The 17,924-nt window shown below is 61.5% G+C and carries 18 protein-coding genes and 1 tRNA gene; 5 read left to right on the top strand and 14 right to left on the bottom strand.

What is annotated here, in order from left to right:
- Positions 1–112: 112 nt before the first annotated feature.
- The 3 genes from AC1D08_RS15005 to AC1D08_RS14995 all read right to left on the bottom strand — a co-directional run bounded on the left by AC1D08_RS15005 (position 113) and on the right by AC1D08_RS14995 (position 3,246).
- On the bottom strand, positions 113–937 hold the full coding sequence (locus AC1D08_RS15005; RefSeq protein WP_095084132.1) for a carbohydrate ABC transporter permease: 825 nt from the start codon (positions 935–937) through the stop codon (positions 113–115).
- On the bottom strand, positions 934–1,803 hold the full coding sequence (locus tag AC1D08_RS15000) for a carbohydrate ABC transporter permease (RefSeq protein ID WP_457150626.1): 870 nt from the start codon (positions 1,801–1,803) through the stop codon (positions 934–936). The genes AC1D08_RS15005 and AC1D08_RS15000 overlap by 4 nt, the downstream gene beginning before the upstream one ends.
- A 207-nt stretch (positions 1,804–2,010) precedes the next feature.
- Positions 2,011–3,246, bottom strand: a complete 1,236-nt coding sequence (locus AC1D08_RS14995) for an ABC transporter substrate-binding protein (protein ID WP_457150627.1) — start codon at positions 3,244–3,246, stop codon at positions 2,011–2,013.
- Positions 3,247–3,427: 181 nt separating this feature from the next.
- On the opposite strand from AC1D08_RS14995, the gene AC1D08_RS14990 reads away from it, so the two are divergent.
- The 3 genes from AC1D08_RS14990 to AC1D08_RS14980 are packed head-to-tail and all read left to right on the top strand — an operon-like array spanning position 3,428 to position 6,196.
- Entirely contained in the window at positions 3,428–4,234 is an 807-nt protein-coding gene (locus AC1D08_RS14990; protein ID WP_457150628.1) for an SDR family oxidoreductase, read from the top strand.
- Positions 4,235–4,236: 2 nt separating this feature from the next.
- Positions 4,237–5,304, top strand: a complete 1,068-nt coding sequence (locus AC1D08_RS14985; RefSeq protein ID WP_457150629.1) for an ABC transporter ATP-binding protein — start codon at positions 4,237–4,239, stop codon at positions 5,302–5,304.
- 10 nt (positions 5,305–5,314) lie between these two features.
- Positions 5,315–6,196, top strand: coding sequence for a MurR/RpiR family transcriptional regulator (locus AC1D08_RS14980; RefSeq protein WP_457150630.1), 882 nt, complete (start codon positions 5,315–5,317; stop codon positions 6,194–6,196).
- Between the two features lie 12 nt (positions 6,197–6,208).
- Here AC1D08_RS14980 and AC1D08_RS14975 read toward each other — a convergent pair whose 3' ends face one another.
- Both AC1D08_RS14975 and AC1D08_RS14970 read right to left on the bottom strand, forming a co-directional pair.
- Positions 6,209–6,526 carry a DUF167 domain-containing protein gene (locus AC1D08_RS14975; RefSeq protein ID WP_457150631.1) on the bottom strand — a complete coding sequence of 106 codons (318 nt, stop codon included), beginning with the start codon at positions 6,524–6,526 and terminating at the stop codon, positions 6,209–6,211.
- Between the two features lie 12 nt (positions 6,527–6,538).
- Positions 6,539–6,829, bottom strand: a complete 291-nt coding sequence (locus tag AC1D08_RS14970; protein WP_095084411.1) for a YggT family protein — start codon at positions 6,827–6,829, stop codon at positions 6,539–6,541.
- A gap of 160 nt (positions 6,830–6,989) precedes the next feature.
- Between AC1D08_RS14970 and AC1D08_RS14965 the strand changes: the two genes are divergently transcribed.
- Positions 6,990–7,065, top strand: a tRNA-Ala gene (locus tag AC1D08_RS14965).
- Positions 7,066–7,372: 307 nt separating this feature from the next.
- On the opposite strand, the gene ccoS is transcribed toward AC1D08_RS14965, so the two are convergent.
- Genes ccoS through ccoN form a run of 8 tightly spaced genes read right to left on the bottom strand, consistent with a single transcriptional unit; the run spans position 7,373 to position 14,331 of the window.
- On the bottom strand, positions 7,373–7,519 hold the full coding sequence (ccoS, locus tag AC1D08_RS14960; RefSeq protein ID WP_095084125.1) for a cbb3-type cytochrome oxidase assembly protein CcoS: 147 nt from the start codon (positions 7,517–7,519) through the stop codon (positions 7,373–7,375).
- Positions 7,516–9,810 carry a cation-translocating P-type ATPase gene (locus AC1D08_RS14955; protein ID WP_477423447.1) on the bottom strand — a complete coding sequence of 765 codons (2,295 nt, stop codon included), beginning with the start codon at positions 9,808–9,810 and terminating at the stop codon, positions 7,516–7,518. Before AC1D08_RS14955 ends, ccoS begins: the two co-directional genes overlap by 4 nt.
- A 37-nt stretch (positions 9,811–9,847) precedes the next feature.
- A complete protein-coding gene (locus AC1D08_RS14950) occupies positions 9,848–10,630 on the bottom strand; it encodes a DUF2189 domain-containing protein (RefSeq protein WP_095084123.1) in 783 nt (260 codons plus the stop codon).
- 50 nt (positions 10,631–10,680) lie between these two features.
- A complete protein-coding gene (locus AC1D08_RS14945) occupies positions 10,681–10,911 on the bottom strand; it encodes a hypothetical protein (protein WP_245331065.1) in 231 nt (76 codons plus the stop codon).
- Entirely contained in the window at positions 10,908–11,789 is an 882-nt protein-coding gene (gene ccoP / locus AC1D08_RS14940) for a cytochrome-c oxidase, cbb3-type subunit III (protein WP_477227600.1), read from the bottom strand. Before ccoP ends, AC1D08_RS14945 begins: the two co-directional genes overlap by 4 nt.
- Positions 11,780–11,950, bottom strand: a complete 171-nt coding sequence (locus AC1D08_RS14935; protein ID WP_095084121.1) for a cbb3-type cytochrome c oxidase subunit 3 — start codon at positions 11,948–11,950, stop codon at positions 11,780–11,782. The genes ccoP and AC1D08_RS14935 overlap by 10 nt, the downstream gene beginning before the upstream one ends.
- Positions 11,947–12,684, bottom strand: a complete 738-nt coding sequence (gene ccoO / locus AC1D08_RS14930; RefSeq protein WP_095084120.1) for a cytochrome-c oxidase, cbb3-type subunit II — start codon at positions 12,682–12,684, stop codon at positions 11,947–11,949. The genes AC1D08_RS14935 and ccoO overlap by 4 nt, the downstream gene beginning before the upstream one ends.
- 3 nt (positions 12,685–12,687) lie before the next feature.
- Complete coding sequence (gene ccoN / locus AC1D08_RS14925) at positions 12,688–14,331, bottom strand: cytochrome-c oxidase, cbb3-type subunit I (protein WP_477227599.1); 1,644 nt, start codon at positions 14,329–14,331, stop codon at positions 12,688–12,690.
- Positions 14,332–14,627: 296 nt separating this feature from the next.
- Here ccoN and AC1D08_RS14920 point away from each other — a divergent pair, with 296 nt between their 5' ends.
- Entirely contained in the window at positions 14,628–16,271 is a 1,644-nt protein-coding gene (locus AC1D08_RS14920; protein ID WP_477227598.1) for a SulP family inorganic anion transporter, read from the top strand.
- A gap of 49 nt (positions 16,272–16,320) precedes the next feature.
- On the opposite strand, the gene AC1D08_RS14915 is transcribed toward AC1D08_RS14920, so the two are convergent.
- On the bottom strand, positions 16,321–17,871 hold the full coding sequence (locus AC1D08_RS14915) for a CYTH and CHAD domain-containing protein (protein WP_477227597.1): 1,551 nt from the start codon (positions 17,869–17,871) through the stop codon (positions 16,321–16,323).
- Between the last annotated feature and the right edge of the window lie 53 nt (positions 17,872–17,924).

Genomic DNA, 17,924 nt, shown 5'->3' with positions numbered 1-17,924 from the left:
GGATGCTGGAGCAATTCCAGGAAAAGTGTGAACACTTTTCCATCCGGAATTGTGTCAAGACAAAGAGATAAAGCGGCTCCGCGTTTCCGCGAACGATGAACCGCTCTAGCGGCTATTTGACCGCCCCGAGCGCCAGCCCCCTGACGAGGTAGCGCTGCAGCCAGATGAACAGGATCGCCACCGGCAAGGTCGCCAGCAGCGTGGCCGCCATGACATGGTGCCATTCGATGGTGTAGCGGCCGGCGACCAGCGAAAACACCTGGATCGGCAGCGTGTAGCTTTCCTGGCTGCGCAGCATGGTGAGCGCCACGACGAATTCGTTCCAGGCATTGATGAAGGTAAAGATGGCGGTCACCGCGATCGCCGGCAGGCAGAGCGGCAGGAACACCTTGCGCAGGGTCAGCCAGCGGCCGGCACCTTCCATCCAGGCCGCTTCCTCGAGATCGCGCGGGATGGTGTCGAAATAGCTCTGCAGCATCCACACCGTGAAGGCGACGTTGAAGGCCATGTAGATGAAGCCCAGCGCCGTGGTGCTTTCGACCAGGCCCCAGGCCGCCATCAGCCGGAACAGGCCGAGCACCAGCACGATCGGCGAGATCATCTGCGAGATCAGCAGGAACTGGCGCAAGGCGCCGTAGCCGGCAAAGCGGAAGCGCGACATCGCATAGGCCGCCGGAACCGAAATCAGGATGGCGCCGACGGTGGCGATAACAGACACGTAGAGCGAATTGAGCAGCGCCTGGCCGAAGCCGGTCGCCACCCACATGTCGGAGAAATTCGACCAGCGGAATTCGCTCGGCCACCAGGTCGGCGACAGCACTTCCTGCCTCGGCTTGACGGCAGTCAGGAACATCACCGCAAAGGGAAAGATCGTCACCACGATCAGCGGCGCCAGCAGCAGCCAGGCAATGATCGAACGCTTCAGCTTGCTCGTCATCCGCGTTGCTCCCGCATCGCCAGCCGCACATAGATCATGGTGAAGACCAACAATATGGCGAACATCACCAGCGAGACCGCGGAAGCCTCACCCAGTTTGCCGATGCGGAAGGCCAGCTTGTAGAGATGGGTGACCAGGATGTCGGTCGAATTGGCCGGCCCGCCCTGCGTCATCACCCAGATGATCGGGAATGAATTGAAGACGTAGATGGTGTTGAGCACAATGGCGATGTTGATGAACGGCTTCAGAAGCGGAAAGGTGATCTCGCGGAACTGCTGCAGCGGTGTCGCGCCTTCGAGTGCTGCCGCCTCGTAAAGGTCGTCCGGGATCGACGACAGACCGCCGAGGAAGATCGTCGTCGTGAACGGCACCGTCACCAGGATGCCGATCAACACCTGCATCGGAAAGGCGGTCTCGGCGCTCGCCAGCCACTGGATGTTGTGCTCGATGAGGCCGAGGCCAATCAGCGCCGAGTTCAGCATGCCGCTTTCGCCGCTCAGCGCCCAGCGCCAGACCACGGCGGTCATGGTCAGCGACACCGCCCAGGGCAGCATGATGATGACGCGGGCGACGCCGCGGCCATAGAAATCGGTGTTGAGGATCATCGCCACCGGGATCGACAGCAACAGCGCGCCACCGACGACCAGCACCGTCCACTGTCCGGTGCGCCAGAGCGCGGCCATGAAATCGGGATCGGCAGCGAGCGCCGCGAAATTGGCGAAGTCGTTGAATTCGCGAAGCTGACCGAAGCGACTGACCTCATGCGTCGAGATCTGGACCAGGTCCCACACCGGCCAGAAGATGACGACAGCCGCCAGGAACAGGCTGGGCAAGGTCAGGAGATAGGGCAAGAAGCGATTTTGCATCGGCTGACCTAGAGCAATTCCAGGAAAAATGTGGAGCGGTTTTCCGTCCTGGATTGCGTTGAAAACGGAGAGATAGAGCTGTCAGGCGTTTTCTGTTGAACGATGACCCGCTCCGTGGCGAATTCGAAATTCGCCTCGGAAAAGTGTGGCGCGCCCGATCGTCTGGGCGCGCCACGGGCGCGGGAGAGACGCCCTATTTCCTCAGCACTATTTCTTCAGCACTGCATTGGCCTTGGCAGCGGCGTCCTTCAGCGCTGCCTCGGGTTCGGCGCTGCCGAGATAGATTTTCTGCATGGCGTCCGACGTGATCTGGGCGACTTCTTCCCAACCTGGGATGATCGGTGCGAAGCGGGCGTCGGGCAGCAGGGCGGTGAACGCCGCCAGATCGGCATTGTTCACATAATAGTCCATTTTGGCCTCTTCCTTGTTCACCGGCAGGAAGCCTTCGCCTTGCGTGAACTTGGCGCGCTGCTCGGTGGTGAACAGGAAATCGAGCAGCTTCCAGGCCTCGTCCTTGTTCTTGGAGTTCTTGAACATGATGATGGAATCGGTCACGCCATAGGTGCCGCGCGCACCGGTCGGTCCGGCCGGAATGGCCGCCACGCCGTATTTCAGCTTTGGCGCCTCGTCCTTGATCTGGTTGGACAGGAAGGGTGCCGTGATCATCATGCCGACCTTGCCCTGCTTGAACAGGTTTTGCACATCCTCGCGGTTGTTGGAGGTGACGCCCGGCTCGGTCAGGCCCTCGTCGATCATCGACTTATAGAGCTTGGCGGCCTCAAGCGCGCCCGGCGTGCCAAGGCCGGAAGTGCCATCCTTGTTGAGGATTTCGGTGCCTTGGGACCACATTGCATAGTAGTAATAGACGTCGGTCTCGATCTCCTTGCCCTGCAGGCCGAAACCGAAGGTGCCGGAGCCGAGCGCCTTGATCTTGCGTGCGTCCTCCTGCAGCTCGGTCCAGGTTGCCGGCGGATTGGCGATGCCGGCTTTCTCGAACAGCTCCTTGTTGTAGTACAGCGCGCGCGCCGAGGCCGCGATCGGCAGGCCGTAGGTCTTGCCGTCCATGATCGAGGGTGACAGGAAGGTGTCGATGAAGCGGCCCTTGAAGTCGGGCTTGATATAGCTGTCGAGCGGCTCGGCGACATCCTGCTGGACAAAGTCGATCAGCCAGCGCGTGCCGATGATCGACAGATCGGCATTGGTGCCGGCGGTGATGTCGGTGGTCAGCTTCTGCAGCAGCACATCCCACGGTACCACTTCGAACTTGACGGTAGTGCCGGGGTTTGCCGCCTCGAATTCCTTCTTGACGCTGTCGAAATAAGGTCCAGTCTTGGCGCTGTACTCGGCGACAGTGACGCGCACCTCGCCCGCATTTGCCTGCGCCGCAAATGCCAGCATGCTCATTCCGGCCATCAGGCCGACAGTCCATTTTGCAAGGCTCATTTGATGTCTCCCGTTTTGATTTTGCGCCTGCGCGCCTCTTCGCGACCGGCGCAGAAGATTTATGTTACTTTCCTACATTATCGATGATTTGAAGGCTTGCAAGCAGATTATTCTGTTGCTTAATTACATTTCGTGGACTAGGCCTGATACGATTGTCAGCGCTCCCTAAGGATGATGCACGGTGGTTTCGCAAGCCGAATTCGATGGCAGGGCCAAGTTCGAAAGCAGGGCCGAGTTCGAAGGCAAGACTGTCGTGGTGACCGGTGCTGGCGGCGGCCTCGGCACCGCCATCGTGGCGCTGATGGCGCAACGGGGCGCCAGGGTCATCGGTTGCGACCAGTCCAGCGAAGCGTTGAACAGCCCGCACCTTGCCTCCCGCCATGTCTTCGACCTTCTCGACCGGGCTGCGATAGACGCGGCGATCGCCGCGATCCTCGACCGGGATGGCGTGCCGGACATTCTCATCAACAATGCCGGCTGGACACGCGCCGAGACGCTTGCCGCCCTCAACTCCGACAAGATCGAGCAGGAACTCGACCTCAACCTGACCGGCGTAATGACTTTCGCCGATCCGCTGGTCAGGGCGATGGCCAGCCGCGGCTCGGGTAGCGTCGTCTTCATCTCATCGGTCAATGCAATCGCGCATTTCGGCAATCCCGCCTATGCGGCGGCCAAGGCCGGGATCAACGCCTATGCCAAGGCGATAGCCGTCGAGCTCGGCCGCAGCGGCCTGCGCGCCAATGTGGTTTGCCCCGGATCGATCCGCACTGCCGCCTGGGACCATCGCCTTGCCAAGGATCCTGAAATCCTCGGCAAGCTGCAGCGCCTCTATCCGCTCGGCCGCATCGTCAACGCTTCGGAAGTGGCCGAAGCCGTCGCCTTCCTTGCCTCCGATCGCGCATCGGGCGTAACTGGGGTGGTGATGCCGGTGGACGCTGGCCTGACGGCCGGTTGCCTGCCATTCATCGACGACATATTGGGAGCGTGATCATGACCGACGTCGAGTTCCGCGACCTGTCGAAATCCTTCGGCCAGCACAAGATCCTTGAAAACGTCAGCCTCGACATCAAGAGCGGCGAGTTCGTCGTGCTGGTCGGGCCATCCGGCTGCGGCAAGTCGACCCTGCTGCGCATGCTGGCCGGGCTGGAGACGATCAGCTCCGGCGACCTGTTGATCGGCGGCGTACGCGCCAACGCGCTGCCGCCGCAGCAGCGCAACATCGCCATGGTGTTCCAGTCCTATGCGCTGTTTCCGCATCTGAAGGCGTCGGACAATATCGGCTTTGGCCCGAAGATTCGCGGCGAAGCGCGCGCCACGGTCGATGCAAAGGTCAAGAAGGCGTCCGGCGTCCTCAATCTGTTCTCCTATCTCGACCGCTATCCCCGCCAGCTATCCGGCGGCCAGCGCCAGCGCGTCGCCATGGGCCGCGCCATCGTGCGCGAACCATCGGTGTTCCTGTTCGACGAGCCCTTGTCCAACCTCGACGCGCAATTGCGCGTGCAGATGCGCGTCGAGATCAAGGCGCTGCACCAGCGGCTGAAATCGACGATCGTCTATGTCACTCACGACCAGATCGAGGCCATGACCATGGCCGACCGCATCGTCGTGATGGACCGCGGCAGGATCCAACAGGTCGGCGCGCCGCTGGAGCTCTATGACCGACCGGCCAACAAATTCGTCGCCAGCTTCCTCGGCTCGCCTTCGATGAGTTTTGTTTCCGGTTCTCTCAAGACAACGCCTGAGAACACCTGGTTCGAGTCGACAGGTGGCGGGCGGCTCGCGCTTACCGGCAAGCAGGTGTCGGCGGGTAGTGCGGTGGAGGCCGGCATCCGGCCCGAACATTTTGTTATCGGCGAGGCCGCCGACGCGATGGCGATCAAGGTGGATGTCGTCGAGCCGACCGGCTCCGAAACCCATGTCTATGGCGCCATCGGCACCGACACGGTGCGCGCCGTGTTCCGCGACAGGGTGCCGGTCAGGCCGGGCGACGTGCTGCCGGTGAGCGTCGATCCCGGCAACATCCACCTGTTCGACAAGGCGACGGGTCTGCCCGTATGAAAACACGAATATGAAGACGCCGGCCGACATCATCACACGCCTGCAACTGATGTTGCAGGACGGCACGAAGTCGGATCGCAAGCTGGCCGCCTTCGTGCTTGCCGACCTCGATCTGGTCTCCAAGGCGGCCATCTCGGAAATTGCCGCCCGCGTTGGCGTCAGCGAGCCAACGGTGACCCGGTTCTGCCGCAACCTCGGTTGCGAGGGCCTGCGCGACTTCAAATTCTATCTGGCGCAAGCCATCGCCATCGGCGGCCAGTATCTGTCGCCGGAGCCGTTGAGCCGGGATGCCCGCGAACAGCGCATCGCTTCCGCCATCACCGAGGCAGCGATATCAGCCATCCAGCGCGCCAGCGAAAACCTCGACATGACGACGCTGGTCGCCGTCGCCGCGCGCATCGCCGTCTCCGGCAACGTTCTATGTATCGGGTCGGGCGGCATTTCCTCGATGATGGCGACCGAGATGCAGAACCGGCTGTTCAGATTGGGCGTTTCGGTGCTTGCGCAGATCGACGGGCAACTGCAGCGCATGTACGCCGCCGTTGCCACCCCCGATACCACGCTGATCGCCTTTTCGGTTTCCGGCTATGCCCGATCGGTCATCGATGCGGTGCAGGTCGCCCAGCAGTATGGCGCCACCACCATCGCCATCACGCCGCCTGACTCGGCACTCGCCAAAGTCGCCGACACGGTCATCCATTTCCAGTCGCTCGAGGACGGCAACATCTACAAGCCGACATCGTCGCGCTATGCACTGCTGTCGATCGTCGACATGATCGTCACATCCGTCGCCGAGACGCGCGGACCAAAGGTTTTGGAAAACCTGCGCCGCATCAAGCAGAGCGTGAACACGTTGAAAGTCGACGATCCGCGTTTGCCGCTGGGGGATTGAACCGCCAGGGCATCAGGACTGCTGGCCGAGCGCCTCGATGCCTTTCGCCAGCGTCGCCGGGTCGCCTGCAATGCGCACGGTCTTCAGCCGGGCGGTGCCGCCGGCGACAATCGAGACGGCGGACGCCGACACGCCCAGCGCCTTGGCCAGCAAACGCTCAAGCGCCTGATTGGCGGCGCCGTTTTCCGGCACTGCGCGGACGCGGGCCTTCAGGTGGCTTCGCCCATCCGCCAAGGTCTCGATGCCTTCAAGCCTGTCCAGCGCCGCTTTTGGTGTCAGCCGGACGAACAGGTCGATACCGTCATCGCGCAGGCGGAACGGCGTGCTCATGCAGTCATGGGTTCACAAGACCAGAGGCGCCACTGTGGTGAGCAGGAACTGCCGGAGGAAGAACAGGATCAGCAGGAGGATGATCGGCGAAATGTCGATGCCGCCGAGGTCCGGTATGAAGCGGCGGATCGGTCGCAACGCCGGCTCCGTCAGCCGGAAGAGCATGTTGCCGATGCTGCCGACGAACTGGTTGCGCGAGTTGACGACGTTGAAGGCGTAGAGCCAAGAAAAGATCGCCGAAGCGATGATGACCCACCAATAGAGGTCAAGCGCCATGACGATTGTTTGAATGAGGGCGAGCATGCCGGTCTCCAATTGTTGCCGACATGTAGCCATTGCAGGCGAAACCGGCAAGGGCCGCCGTCCTCCGCGTGCTGGCCTGACGACCGGCAGCCGCGGATTTCGGCAAAACGCCGCCTTGACAGGAAAGCGCGGCGCCCGATAAATGCGCCATCCGCTGGACGGGGCTGTAGCTCAGCTGGGAGAGCGCGTCGTTCGCAATGACGAGGTCAGGAGTTCGATCCTCCTCAGCTCCACCAGCGGATTTTGGCGAACCTTTGGCCACAATACTACTCGGAAAAGCCTCGTGTTGTCCGAGGCTTACACCCTTTGCTCTTTGGTTCGGCCGTAACTGAGTCCAGATCTCGAGGCCTTCTGCAGGTGTATTTGCTTCCCGTCTCCCCGGGTCCATTTCCGTGCCCACAATTTTCCAAGGAAGATGCGAAGCAGACCTTTCGACAACCCCCGCAGGCTGCCGGTCACCTCAGTCGAAACTTCTCCTAAACTGGCCCTTTGAATTTGAATCGTAGATCGACCGTCCGCAAGAAGGTTTGCTTCCTCGCTGTTTCATTCCTGGTCGTCATCCATAAGGATTCGCTCGGCCGCCCCGTCGAGATCGTCATACTGTCCTGAACGCAGCGCCCACATGAAGGCGGCGAGCCCTGCAAGGCCCATCAGAATTGCGATCGGCACGAGAACGGACAGGTAGCTCATGATCCTGTAGCCATCGCTTGAATGTTGGCGTGAGTCGATGCGGCTTGCCAGCGGGGCGGTTTTCGAGATGGGCGATTGCTGAGACGAAGAGCGTTGGACACAACGACAATCGAAGACAGCGACATCGCGACCGCTGCCACAAGTGGAGTCACGTGGCCGAGGATGGCGACCGGTACCGCGATGATGTTGTAGCCGATCGCCAGGGTGAAATTCTGGCGAATCAGGATTCCTGCATTGCGCGAGATTTCGAGAGCGTCCGTCACAGCCGAAAGACTCGGGTGCAAGAAGACGAAGTCCGCGGCGTTGCGGCCGACATCGGCTGCCGTCGCGGGCGCCATAGACACGTGCGCGGCCGCAAGCGCTGGAGCATCGTTCAGGCCGTCGCCGACCATCAGAATCGTGCTTCCGGCCTTGCGCAGTTCGGCGATGCGCGCAACTTTTCCGGATGGAAGCAGTTCCGGCATGAAGCTGTCGATCCGGAGAGATGACGCAAGTTCTTCGACGACAAGTCGTCGGTCCCCAGAGAGGATTCCGACAGCAAGGCCTTGCCGCTGCAACCGGCTCACCGTCTCTCGAACATCAGGACGATTGCCGTCCTCGAATACGAAGCTGGCCAACGGCGCGCCGTCTTTCACGAGGAGCGAAACGGAGAAAGCGCGCTCATCGGAAATTGCGGCTTTGCGGCCAAGCGCCCAGTCCGGTCGGCCGATGCGATAGATATTGTTTCCCGCTCGCGCTTCCACTCCACAGCCCGGATGTTCTGAAATCCGGTCGAACTCCGGAAATGCCTGACCGTTTTGTACAGCGTCCGAGATCGCCGCAGACATTGGATGCCTGGAACGGGCGACGATCGCCGCCGCGATTCCCAGGGCATACGGCTCGATGTCGCTGGCGTTGACGAGGCGCGGCTTTCCAAGTGTCAGGGTTCCCGTCTTGTCGAAAAGCACGGTGTCGACTTCCGCAAGCCGCTCCAGCGCCGAGCCGTCCTTGACCATGATACCTTTCTCGAAGAGGCGGCGCGCGGCCACGACCTGTACGATCGGCACGGCAAGGCCCAGCGCGCAGGGGCAGGTGATGATCAGGACGGCTATCGCGATCGTGACCGATGCGTGCCAATCGCCGGTAGCCGATATCCAGCCGAGGAACGACAGCAGGGCCATCACGTGCACCACCGGAGAATAGAGGGCGGCGGCCCGGTCGGCCAGCCGGCGGTAACGCGCCCGTCCGCCCTCGGCTGCCTCCATCATCCGGACCATTTCGGCAATGAATGAGCTGTCCGTACGCGCAATGGTCCTGACCGTCAACGGACCCGTAAGGTTCGTCAACCCTGCCTGGATCATGGTCCCTGGTCCGGCGTGCTTGGGTGCGGCCTCGCCCGAAACCAGCGAGCAATCGAGTTCGGAAGCGCCTTCCGTCACCACCCCGTCGAGCGGGATTCGATCACCAGCGGCAACGAGTAGGGACGCTCCGGGCTCGATCTCGCCAACCGGGACGTAGCGCCGCTGGCCATCGGCTTCGATGATCGTTGCGCCTGCAGGCGCCAGCCTGGCCAGGCCAGCCACCGCCGAGCGGGCCTTTTCACGCATCAAATGGTCGAGTGTACGGCCGATCAGCAGGAAGAACAGAAGCGAAGTCGCAGCATCGAAATATGCATGAGTGGCGTTGTGGACCGTGTCGTAGAGGCTAAGTGCGAAGGCAAGCGTCACACCGACCGAAATCGGCACGTCCATATTGGTCCGTCGCTGGCGAAGCGCAGACCACGCAGAGGCATGGAAAATCCGCCCCGAGTAGATCAAGGCAGGCAGCGCAAGCACCGCCGATATCAAGTGGAAGGCTTGACGTGTGCCCGCATCGGCGCCCGACCACACAGACACGGACAGAATCATGATGTTCATTGCCGAGAACCCGGCAACTGCGAGCGCCCGGATGAGCCGCGAATACTCAGGATCGCGCGGATCGGATTCGATCGAGAATACATGTGCATCGTAGCCGGCGGCGCGCAGAGCCCCGATCAGATCGGGCGAGCTGATTTCCGCCGCACGCCAATTCACCGTGACGCGCTTCATGGAGAGGTTCACGCGGGCAAATTCCACACCGGGCAATGTCAACAGGGTACTTTCGACCGTTGCGATGCAGGCCGCGCAATGAATACCGGGAACCGAAAGAGCGGATTGGCGGGCGCCGTTACCGAGATCACGACTGGCCAGCCGGATTTCCTCCGCCGGGTTCGACCCGGCATCAATCCCGGCGATCGACAACGCGGCCTCCGCACCGGGCGCGCAACAGGTCATGGGTCAGCAGCCTTTTGCGGCCTGAGCATAGCCGACGTCATTTGATTGCCTTGTAGGCGTGCCAGGTAGCGTGCCCGAGCAGTGGAAAGACGACGATCAGGCCGATCATTGCTGTCAGCAGGCCGACCGCGGTCAGCGCAAGCACAATCGCTCCCCAAGCGATCATGACAGGCCGATTGTTCCAGACGCGGGAAATGCTCATGCCCATTGCCGTAAAAGCGTCCGTCCGCTCGTCGAGGAGCATCGGCACCGAGAAAACGCTGATCGCAAAGGAAAACGCCGCGAAAACCCCGCCGACGACGGTGCCCGTGGCGAGCATGGCCCATCCGATGCCCGTGGTGAATAGCATCGAAGCAACATGGTCGAGGCCTGGAAACGGCCGCAAACCGAAGAACAGCGCATAGATAATGACTGCGGCTCGCATCCACAGCAAGGCCAGCCCCAGCATGATGACGCCGGTGAACAGGACCTGGGCGCCGGAGGCCGGCCTGACGAAGATCATGCGCTGCAGCGAAACCGGCTCGCCGGCCTCGATCAGCCGGCTCTTTTCGTAGAGACCTATGGCGACGAGCGGACCGACGACCATGAAGGCAGCGATGGCGGGAAACAGGATGTAGTCGAGACCGAGGAAGAAAAGGCCTCCGACGATCGCGACTGAAACGATGAACACAGCGAGGCCGTAGGCGAGGCTGGAACCCGGCTCTGCCATGAGGTCACGCCAACCGGCGCGCAGCCAGCCGAGGGCGGCGCCGGCTGGAAGATGGCGATTGCGGGCCCCCACGTAGGTAGGGCCATCCGCTGTCAAATCGACATTGCCCATTGTGATGTTCCTTCCTGCCCTGCCTGGTTCATTGCCGTGTTCGCAAGGCCCTAGCAAGCCGGATCGGCGGCTTGGTAGAGGCCTCCCGGAATGGCGGCTCGTGACACCTTGCTGTGTGGAACGCAGTCCGGCTGCGACATGAATGCCACGTAGAGGAAATGCGCGTTTGCAACGGTGAATGTGGCAAGTCCAGCGGCAACCAAGGCGACCGCCAAGGCCTTGCCGCGCGAGAATGCCCGTGGAGCGATCCCTGCTTCTGTTTTTTCAGCGGCGACCGTCACGATCTTTTCTCCGAAAGTGACAGGACATAAAGTGCGAGGATCTTGCGCTGGGTCGTCGAAAGGCGCTGCTCCCAGGACGGCATCTGTCCTTGGTGCCCCGAATAGATCGACGTGTGGATCGACTGGCTATCTCCCCCATAGATCCAATTGGCATCGGTGAGATCAGGAGCGCCTACGTCTTGTTTGCCTTTGGCATCCTCGCCATGACAGGCAACACAGTTCGCGACAAAGACTTCCTTTCCGCGAGAAACGGCCTCAGGCGAAGCGACGGTGGGTTCGGTCGACCCGCCGAGAGACTGAACGTAGGCACGCACATCGTTGATCTGCGCTAGGCTGAGGATTCCGTCACGGCCGAAGGCGAGCATCTGCGAGACCCGTGTTTCGTCATGCGCCGAATTGATCCCAACGCGCAGCGTTTCGACGATCGTCTCTGGATTGCCGCCCCACAGCCATGCGGCTGCCGTCAGGTCGGGAAAACCCTTACCTCCTGTGCCACGAGCTCCGTGGCACGCCGCGCAATTGTCCTTGAAGAGCGTCGCTCCGGCTTCGCGCACGGTTTCCATCAGCGCGGGGTCCGCCCTGATCGCCGGGAAATCCATCTCGTCAATCCGCTTCGTCCATACCGCGCGTTCGGCGGTGGCCTCTTCGACCTGACGTTCGACCGTCGTTTTCTGATCGACCCCAAGCAGGCCCTTCGTGTAGGTCCGCCCCAAGGGCCAAGCAGGCATAAGGATCCAGTATCCCACCGCGAACAGGGTCGTGAGGACGAGAAACAAGATCACGACCCGCGGTACCGGAGTGTAGAGCTCCTTTATGCCGTTCCATTCATGACCCGTCGTCAGCTGCCCGGTGACGGGATCGCGTTCGCCTACTTCCATGGCTTGTCGTCCTCATCGAGGATGTTCTTCTTGGCCGCGTGGAACCGCTCTAAGTTCGAAGGCCAGAAAACATAGATCAGGACGCCAACTGCCATAGCGATCAGGTAGAACAGCCCCCAGCTCTTCGTGAAGCCGACGACGGTGTCATGGTCGAAGTTCATTTTGCAGGCTCCGCGGCTGCCGCCTGTTTGTAGGCAGCGTCGGTGAGATGGCCCATGATCTGGAGATAGGCGACCAGCGCATCCATTTCCGTGATGGTTCCCGGATCGCCGTCAAAAGCCCTGACCTGCGTTGCCTGCCCGTAGCGCTTGACAACGCCGGCGGCGAAATCACCGTCCGGAGCGGCCTGGCCGAGAGCATCCTGGGTCGCGTTGGCAATCATGTCGTCCGTATAGGGAACGCCGACGTCCCTGAGAGCGGCCAAATGCTCGCCGAGGTCGTCGATGCGCAGGGCGTTGCGCTGCAGCCAGCCATATTTCGGCATGACGGATTCCGGCACGACGTCGCGGGGATTGATCAGGTGGGCGACCTGCCAGGCGTCAGAATATTTGCCGCCGATGCGGGCCAGATCCGGTCCCGTGCGCTTTGATCCCCACAACATCGGATGATCGTATTTAGATTCAACGGCGAGCGAATAAGGACCGTAGCGTTCGACCTCGTCGCGCAGTGTTCGGATCATTTGAGAATGGCAGGCGTAGCAACCTTCGCGCGTGTAGATGTCGCGCCCAGCCTGCTCCAGCGGGGTGTAGAGCCGCATGTCCTGCACGTTCTCGACCGTGTCGTCGATCGTGAACAGTGGAGCGATCTCGACAAAGCCGCCAATGCTGGCGACGACGACGATGGCCAGAACGAAGCCCATGGCGTTGCGTTCAATCTTGCGATGAAATTCGGCCATGTCCTACTCCCCCGGCGCGGACGCGAGCCTGGGCTCGGGGAGGTCTGCGGACTCAGAGGCGACCTCCGCCTCGCCACCGATCGTCATCCAGATGTTGTAGGAACCGACGATAGCGCCCATAAGGAACAGAAGACCGCCAAAGGCGCGCGCGATGTAGTAGGGATGCATGGCGACCATGGACTCCACAAAGGAGTAGGTCAGCGTTCCGTTCTCGTTGTAGGTCCGCCACATCAGGCCTTGGATGATGCCCGAATTCCACATCGCGAAGACGTAGATAACCGTTCCGATAATGGCCAACCAGAAATGGACTTCGACCAGCCGCGCTGAATACATACGCTCGCGCTTCCAGAGCCACGGAACAATACAGTAGATCGAGCCGAACGTTATCAGCGCGACCCACCCAAGCGCGCCGGCGTGTACATGTCCGACGGTCCAGTCAGTGTAGTGGGATAGCGAGTTGACCGGGCGAATGGCCAAGAACGACCCCTCGAACGTGGTCAGTCCGTAAAAGACCGCCGCGGCCATCATGAAGCGCAGGGTCGCATCGTCGCGGACCTTGTGCCAGGCGCCGTTGAGCGTGGCGAGTGCGTTTCCGGCCGAAGCCCAGGAAGGTACCAGCAGGATCAGCGAGAAGGTCATGCCTAGCGTCTGAACCCATTGTGGCAACGCCGTGTAAAGCAGGTGGTGGGAACCCGCCCACATGTACATGAAGGTGATGCCCCAGAAACTGATAATGGAAAGCCTGTAGGAATAGATAGGCCGCCCGGCCCTCTTTGGCAGGTAGTAATACATCATGCCGAGAAAGCCGGCCGTAAGGAAGAACGCGACGGCGTTGTGGCCGTACCACCATTGAACCATCGCATCCTGGACACCTGAAAAGACGGAATAGCTCTTGGCGTGTCCGAACGATACCGGGACGGCAAGATTGTTCACGATGTGGAGGATCGCAACAACCAGGATGAAGGCCATATAGTACCAATTGGCGACATAGATGTGCGGTTCCTTCCGCCGCGCCAGCGTGCGGATGTAGATGGCAAAATACGTTACCCAGACGACGACCAGCCAGATATCAGCATACCATTCAGGCTCGGCGTATTCCTTCGATTGTGTCACGCCCATGAAGTAGCCGGTCGCCGCGACCACGCAGAACAGATTGTAGCCGATGAGCACGAACCATGGGCTGAACTGGTCCGGCAGCCGCGCCCGGGACGTGCGCTGGAGAACGTGGAAGGAGGTGGCGATCAGCGCGTTGCCGCCAAACCCGAAGATGACGGCGCTGGTATGGGCGGGGCGCAGGCGGCCGAAGCTCGCCCACGCTGCATCGAAGGTCAGGTCCGGCCACGCGAGCAGGCTTGCGACCCAAACGCCGAGGAACATGCCGACCACCGCCCAGGCCATCGTCAGCACAATGCCGACCTTGCTGGGGTCGTCATAGTAATGCTCCAGCCGTTCTGGAGACGGCTCCGGTGCGTAATACGCGCCGAGCACCACAAAAATGAGACCACAGCAAATTGCCAAAACGATGAAGCCATGCACGCCGATTGGGTCTGCGCGCCCGGCGGCAGCCATGGCCAGCCCTAGGAGGGCGACAAGCGAGAGAACAACGATCGCAAGCTGGCGTTCGCCTGTTGTGAGCTGTGCAACCATATCAAGTGTCCCCCACTTGGTTGAACACAAATACGCCTACGTGCATTTCATATGATCCCCTTGTTACCGCATTGTCCAGAATAGTTTCGGCTGCCCGGCACCACTGGATCGCCCGCCCGTCAAGCTGCCGCTGCCTCATCCGCTTTCATTTGAAGGCGGACCGCACTGCCAACTGATTAGAGCCCAGGACGGTGCGTAATTGAGCGCCCTTCCTTGCCGAGGAGTTACGCGCTATGTTGAGAACCCATAACTGACATCAACAAGGTCGCTCGATTAACGAGCGCTGGCAAAGCGGCGTGAGAACTCCCTCGGTCGTTGCAGTCCAACGCCTCGATGTGGTCGCAGGTCTGACGGCCGCAGCCGTCGTCCTGCCTAAGGCGATGGCCTACGCGACGGTTGCGGGCCTGCCGGTAAGTATCGGGCTTTACACGGCGTTCGTGCCGATGATCGTCTATGCGCTGCTGGGCACATCGCGCGTCCTGAGTGTAAGCTCTACGACCACACTTGCGATCCTCGCCGGGACACAGCTCGGGCTCGCAGTTCCGGACGGTGACCCGGGCAGGCTGATCACCGCGACTGCGACGCTCACCGCGCTGACCGGAGCCCTGCTGATCGGGGCCTCCGTGCTTCGCCTCGGGTTCATCGCCAATTTCATCTCGTCTCCCGTTCTAACCGGCTTCAAGGCCGGCATCGGCCTTGTGATCGTACTCGATCAGGTGCCGAAGCTGCTTGGCGTGCACATTGCGAAGGAAGGCTTCCTCCGCGACATTTTGAGTGTGGCGCACCATTTGCCCGACATGTCGGTGCTCACTCTGATCATCGCCATCGCGGCAATACTCGCGCTGTTGGCCATGGAGCGGCTTTGGCCCCATTCGCCAGCTCCCCTGGTCGTGGTGAGTGCCGGGATCGTGCTTTCGTGGTTCCTTGGCTTGGATTCCTTGGGTGTTGCCACCGTGGGGTTCATTCCACAGTCGCTCCCGTCGGTCACCTTGCCCAGTCTCAGCCTTGTCCAGCAACTCTTGCCCGGCGCTCTCGGCATCGCATTGATGAGCTTCACCGAAACGATCGCCGCCGGCCGAGCCTTTGCCGACCCCGCCGAGCCACCCATCAAGCCCGACCGCGAGCTTCTTGCAACTGGCGCCGCCAACCTGGCAGGCGCTTTGTTCGGCGCCATGCCGGCGGGGGGTGGTACCTCCCAGACCGCCGTGGTCCGCGCGGTCGGCGGACACACGCAGATGGCGTCGCTCGTCACGGCCGCCGCCGCAGCGGCCACCATGCTGCTGCTTGCCCCTCTGCTCAGCCTGTTGCCGCAGTCCGTGCTGGCGGCAATCGTGATCGTCTACTCGATTGGACTAATTCAGCCGGCCGAGTTCATCTCCATCCGCAAGGTCCGGCGAATGGAGTTTCGATGGGCGCTGGCGGCCTTCCTTGGCGTGCTTGCTTTCGGCACGCTCCAGGGCATCGTCGTGGCGATTGTCCTGTCGCTGGCGGGCTTGGCCAGTCAGGCGGCGAACCCAAACGTCTACGTTATCGGCCGCAAACGGGGGGCCGACGTACTCCGGCCGTTGTCGTCCGAGCACCCGGACGACGAGACATTCGAGGGCCTGTTGATCCTTCGGCCTGAGGGACGGCTCTTCTTCGCCAATGCTCAACGGGTCGCGGATCGGATCCAGACCCTGGTCGCCGAGCACAAGCCGCGTGTCCTCGCGCTCGACATGAGCCGGGTTTTCGACATCGAGTATTCAGCCCTCCAGATGTTGATGGAGGGTGAACGCCGCATGACTGCGCAAGGCGTGACGTGTTGGCTGGTAGGGCTGAACCCCAGCGTACTTGAATACATCCGGGCCTCAGGCTTCGCCAATCGGCTGGGACCCGAGCGCCTATTTTCCAATGTACGGGCGGCCATTCAGCATTATACGACGCGTTTCAACCAAGACTAATTAGGCACCCATTGGCGCTTGTGTCAGACATGTCGGTCGCGGTGCCGAGTTACTTCCAGAAGGGGCGGATCTCATCCAGGTTTTCCCACAAGGTTTTTGCGCCGGCCCAGCCGAATTCGGCACGCGCCTGGCTCGCCCCGATCACCCATCCGATGGCGCGTTGCGCGGTCGGATCGCCGGCGCCGTGCGCTTCCGGCCCCGTCAACATGGCTCTGACCATCGCCGCGTCGTTCAGGTCGCCGCAGACCGCCTGAAGTTTCTTCAATTGCTTCAGGAACTGTTCAACACGTTTCGCCGGGTACAAGGGAGAGAAGAACTCAACCGTATAGCGCAGCGTCTTCAGCTCTTTCCGCAGGTCGTGGCGTTGCTCAACCGTCAAGGTCTCAAGTCCGTGCGCGCGCTTGCTAACCTTTTTCCAGCGCTTGCTGAGTGCCTTGCCGGCCAACTCGACGACCGGCGCTGCAAGCCGCTCGGTCTGGCCAAAATCCTGAGGAACGAGCCAGCCTCGCGCCTCCACGAACCGCGCCAGGTCGATCAGGAACGCCTGCACGCGCGCCTCGGGGAGAAGCTTGCGAAGGTGATCACGCTGCCGCCCCGCCTGCTGCGAGAGAGCATCGGCCAGGGGCGGCAAACCCGGTTCATCCACGTGGGCCTCGGCCTCCCGTCGCACGATGTCGTTCGCCACCACGTCGATATCCCTAAGACGCCCGACCTCCTGACCAAGCCAGCGGGCTTCCATGTTGAGCCGCGTCATTTCCGGGCTCTTCAGAACGGAAACGCAGGCAGAGAACGCGCTTCGCAATCGGCGCAGGCCGATCCGCAACTGATGCGGCCCTTCGGGATCGTCCAGCTTCCGGATGACCACGACATTCGTGGCGATCTGCTCGAGGCACTCGCGAAGGACGTCGCGTGCCGCCTGCTCGGCGATCTGAGCCCGATCGAGCGCAACGTCCTCGGCATTGCGGGGCGCGAGCGGCGGGTCGATCCATCCCTGTTCCGCGAGGAGATAGCCGCGCGCCGCCTTGGAAAGGCAGGAGAACCTCAGGCCCCCGTCAGGAAACAGTAGATGCGCGATGTCGAAAAGTCCGCCCAGGCTGCCCTCGATGAGTTCGATCTCGAGTTCACGCAACTCGGCCGAGCGCTCCCCCGCGTGGATTTCGCCGATGTCTATTGCCAGTTCCGCACGCGTGCCGTCCTCAAGGGACAGCTCGCTGACGGAACGCCTGATCACGGTCTCGCAGACGGGCTCAAGCGGCGCGCCGTTCACGCGGCGAATGACCTCCTCCCGGACCGCTGCGTCGGGAATCGCTTCGAGACATGGCCGTCCGCCCGGAGCCGGATTCTCCACCTCGCCAACCTGCGACAAGCCGCCATGCAGCTCTGGCTTGGTCTTGACGGTCTGTATCCAACGTCGCCCGTCGCGCCGGAGTCTGAGCGCGACTCCTGCCTTCTTCAGCGCATGACCAGGGGTGTCGAGATAGATGCTTCTGAGCGTCCTGGTTTTCGGGTGGCCAGTAGCCAGCTTAAGCGCCTTCACGCGCGCGCTCAGTTGGGTCGACGTCGGTTCGTCGAGGAGAAATTTTAACTCGATCTCGCTCATGGCTGATTGTTGTCAGGCCTTTTACAAATCTGTAGACTTAGTTTACGCTAATA

The organism is Mesorhizobium sp. P2_E6 (genome assembly GCF_056403835.1).
This window is presented reverse-complemented; position numbering and strand designations above follow the sequence as displayed.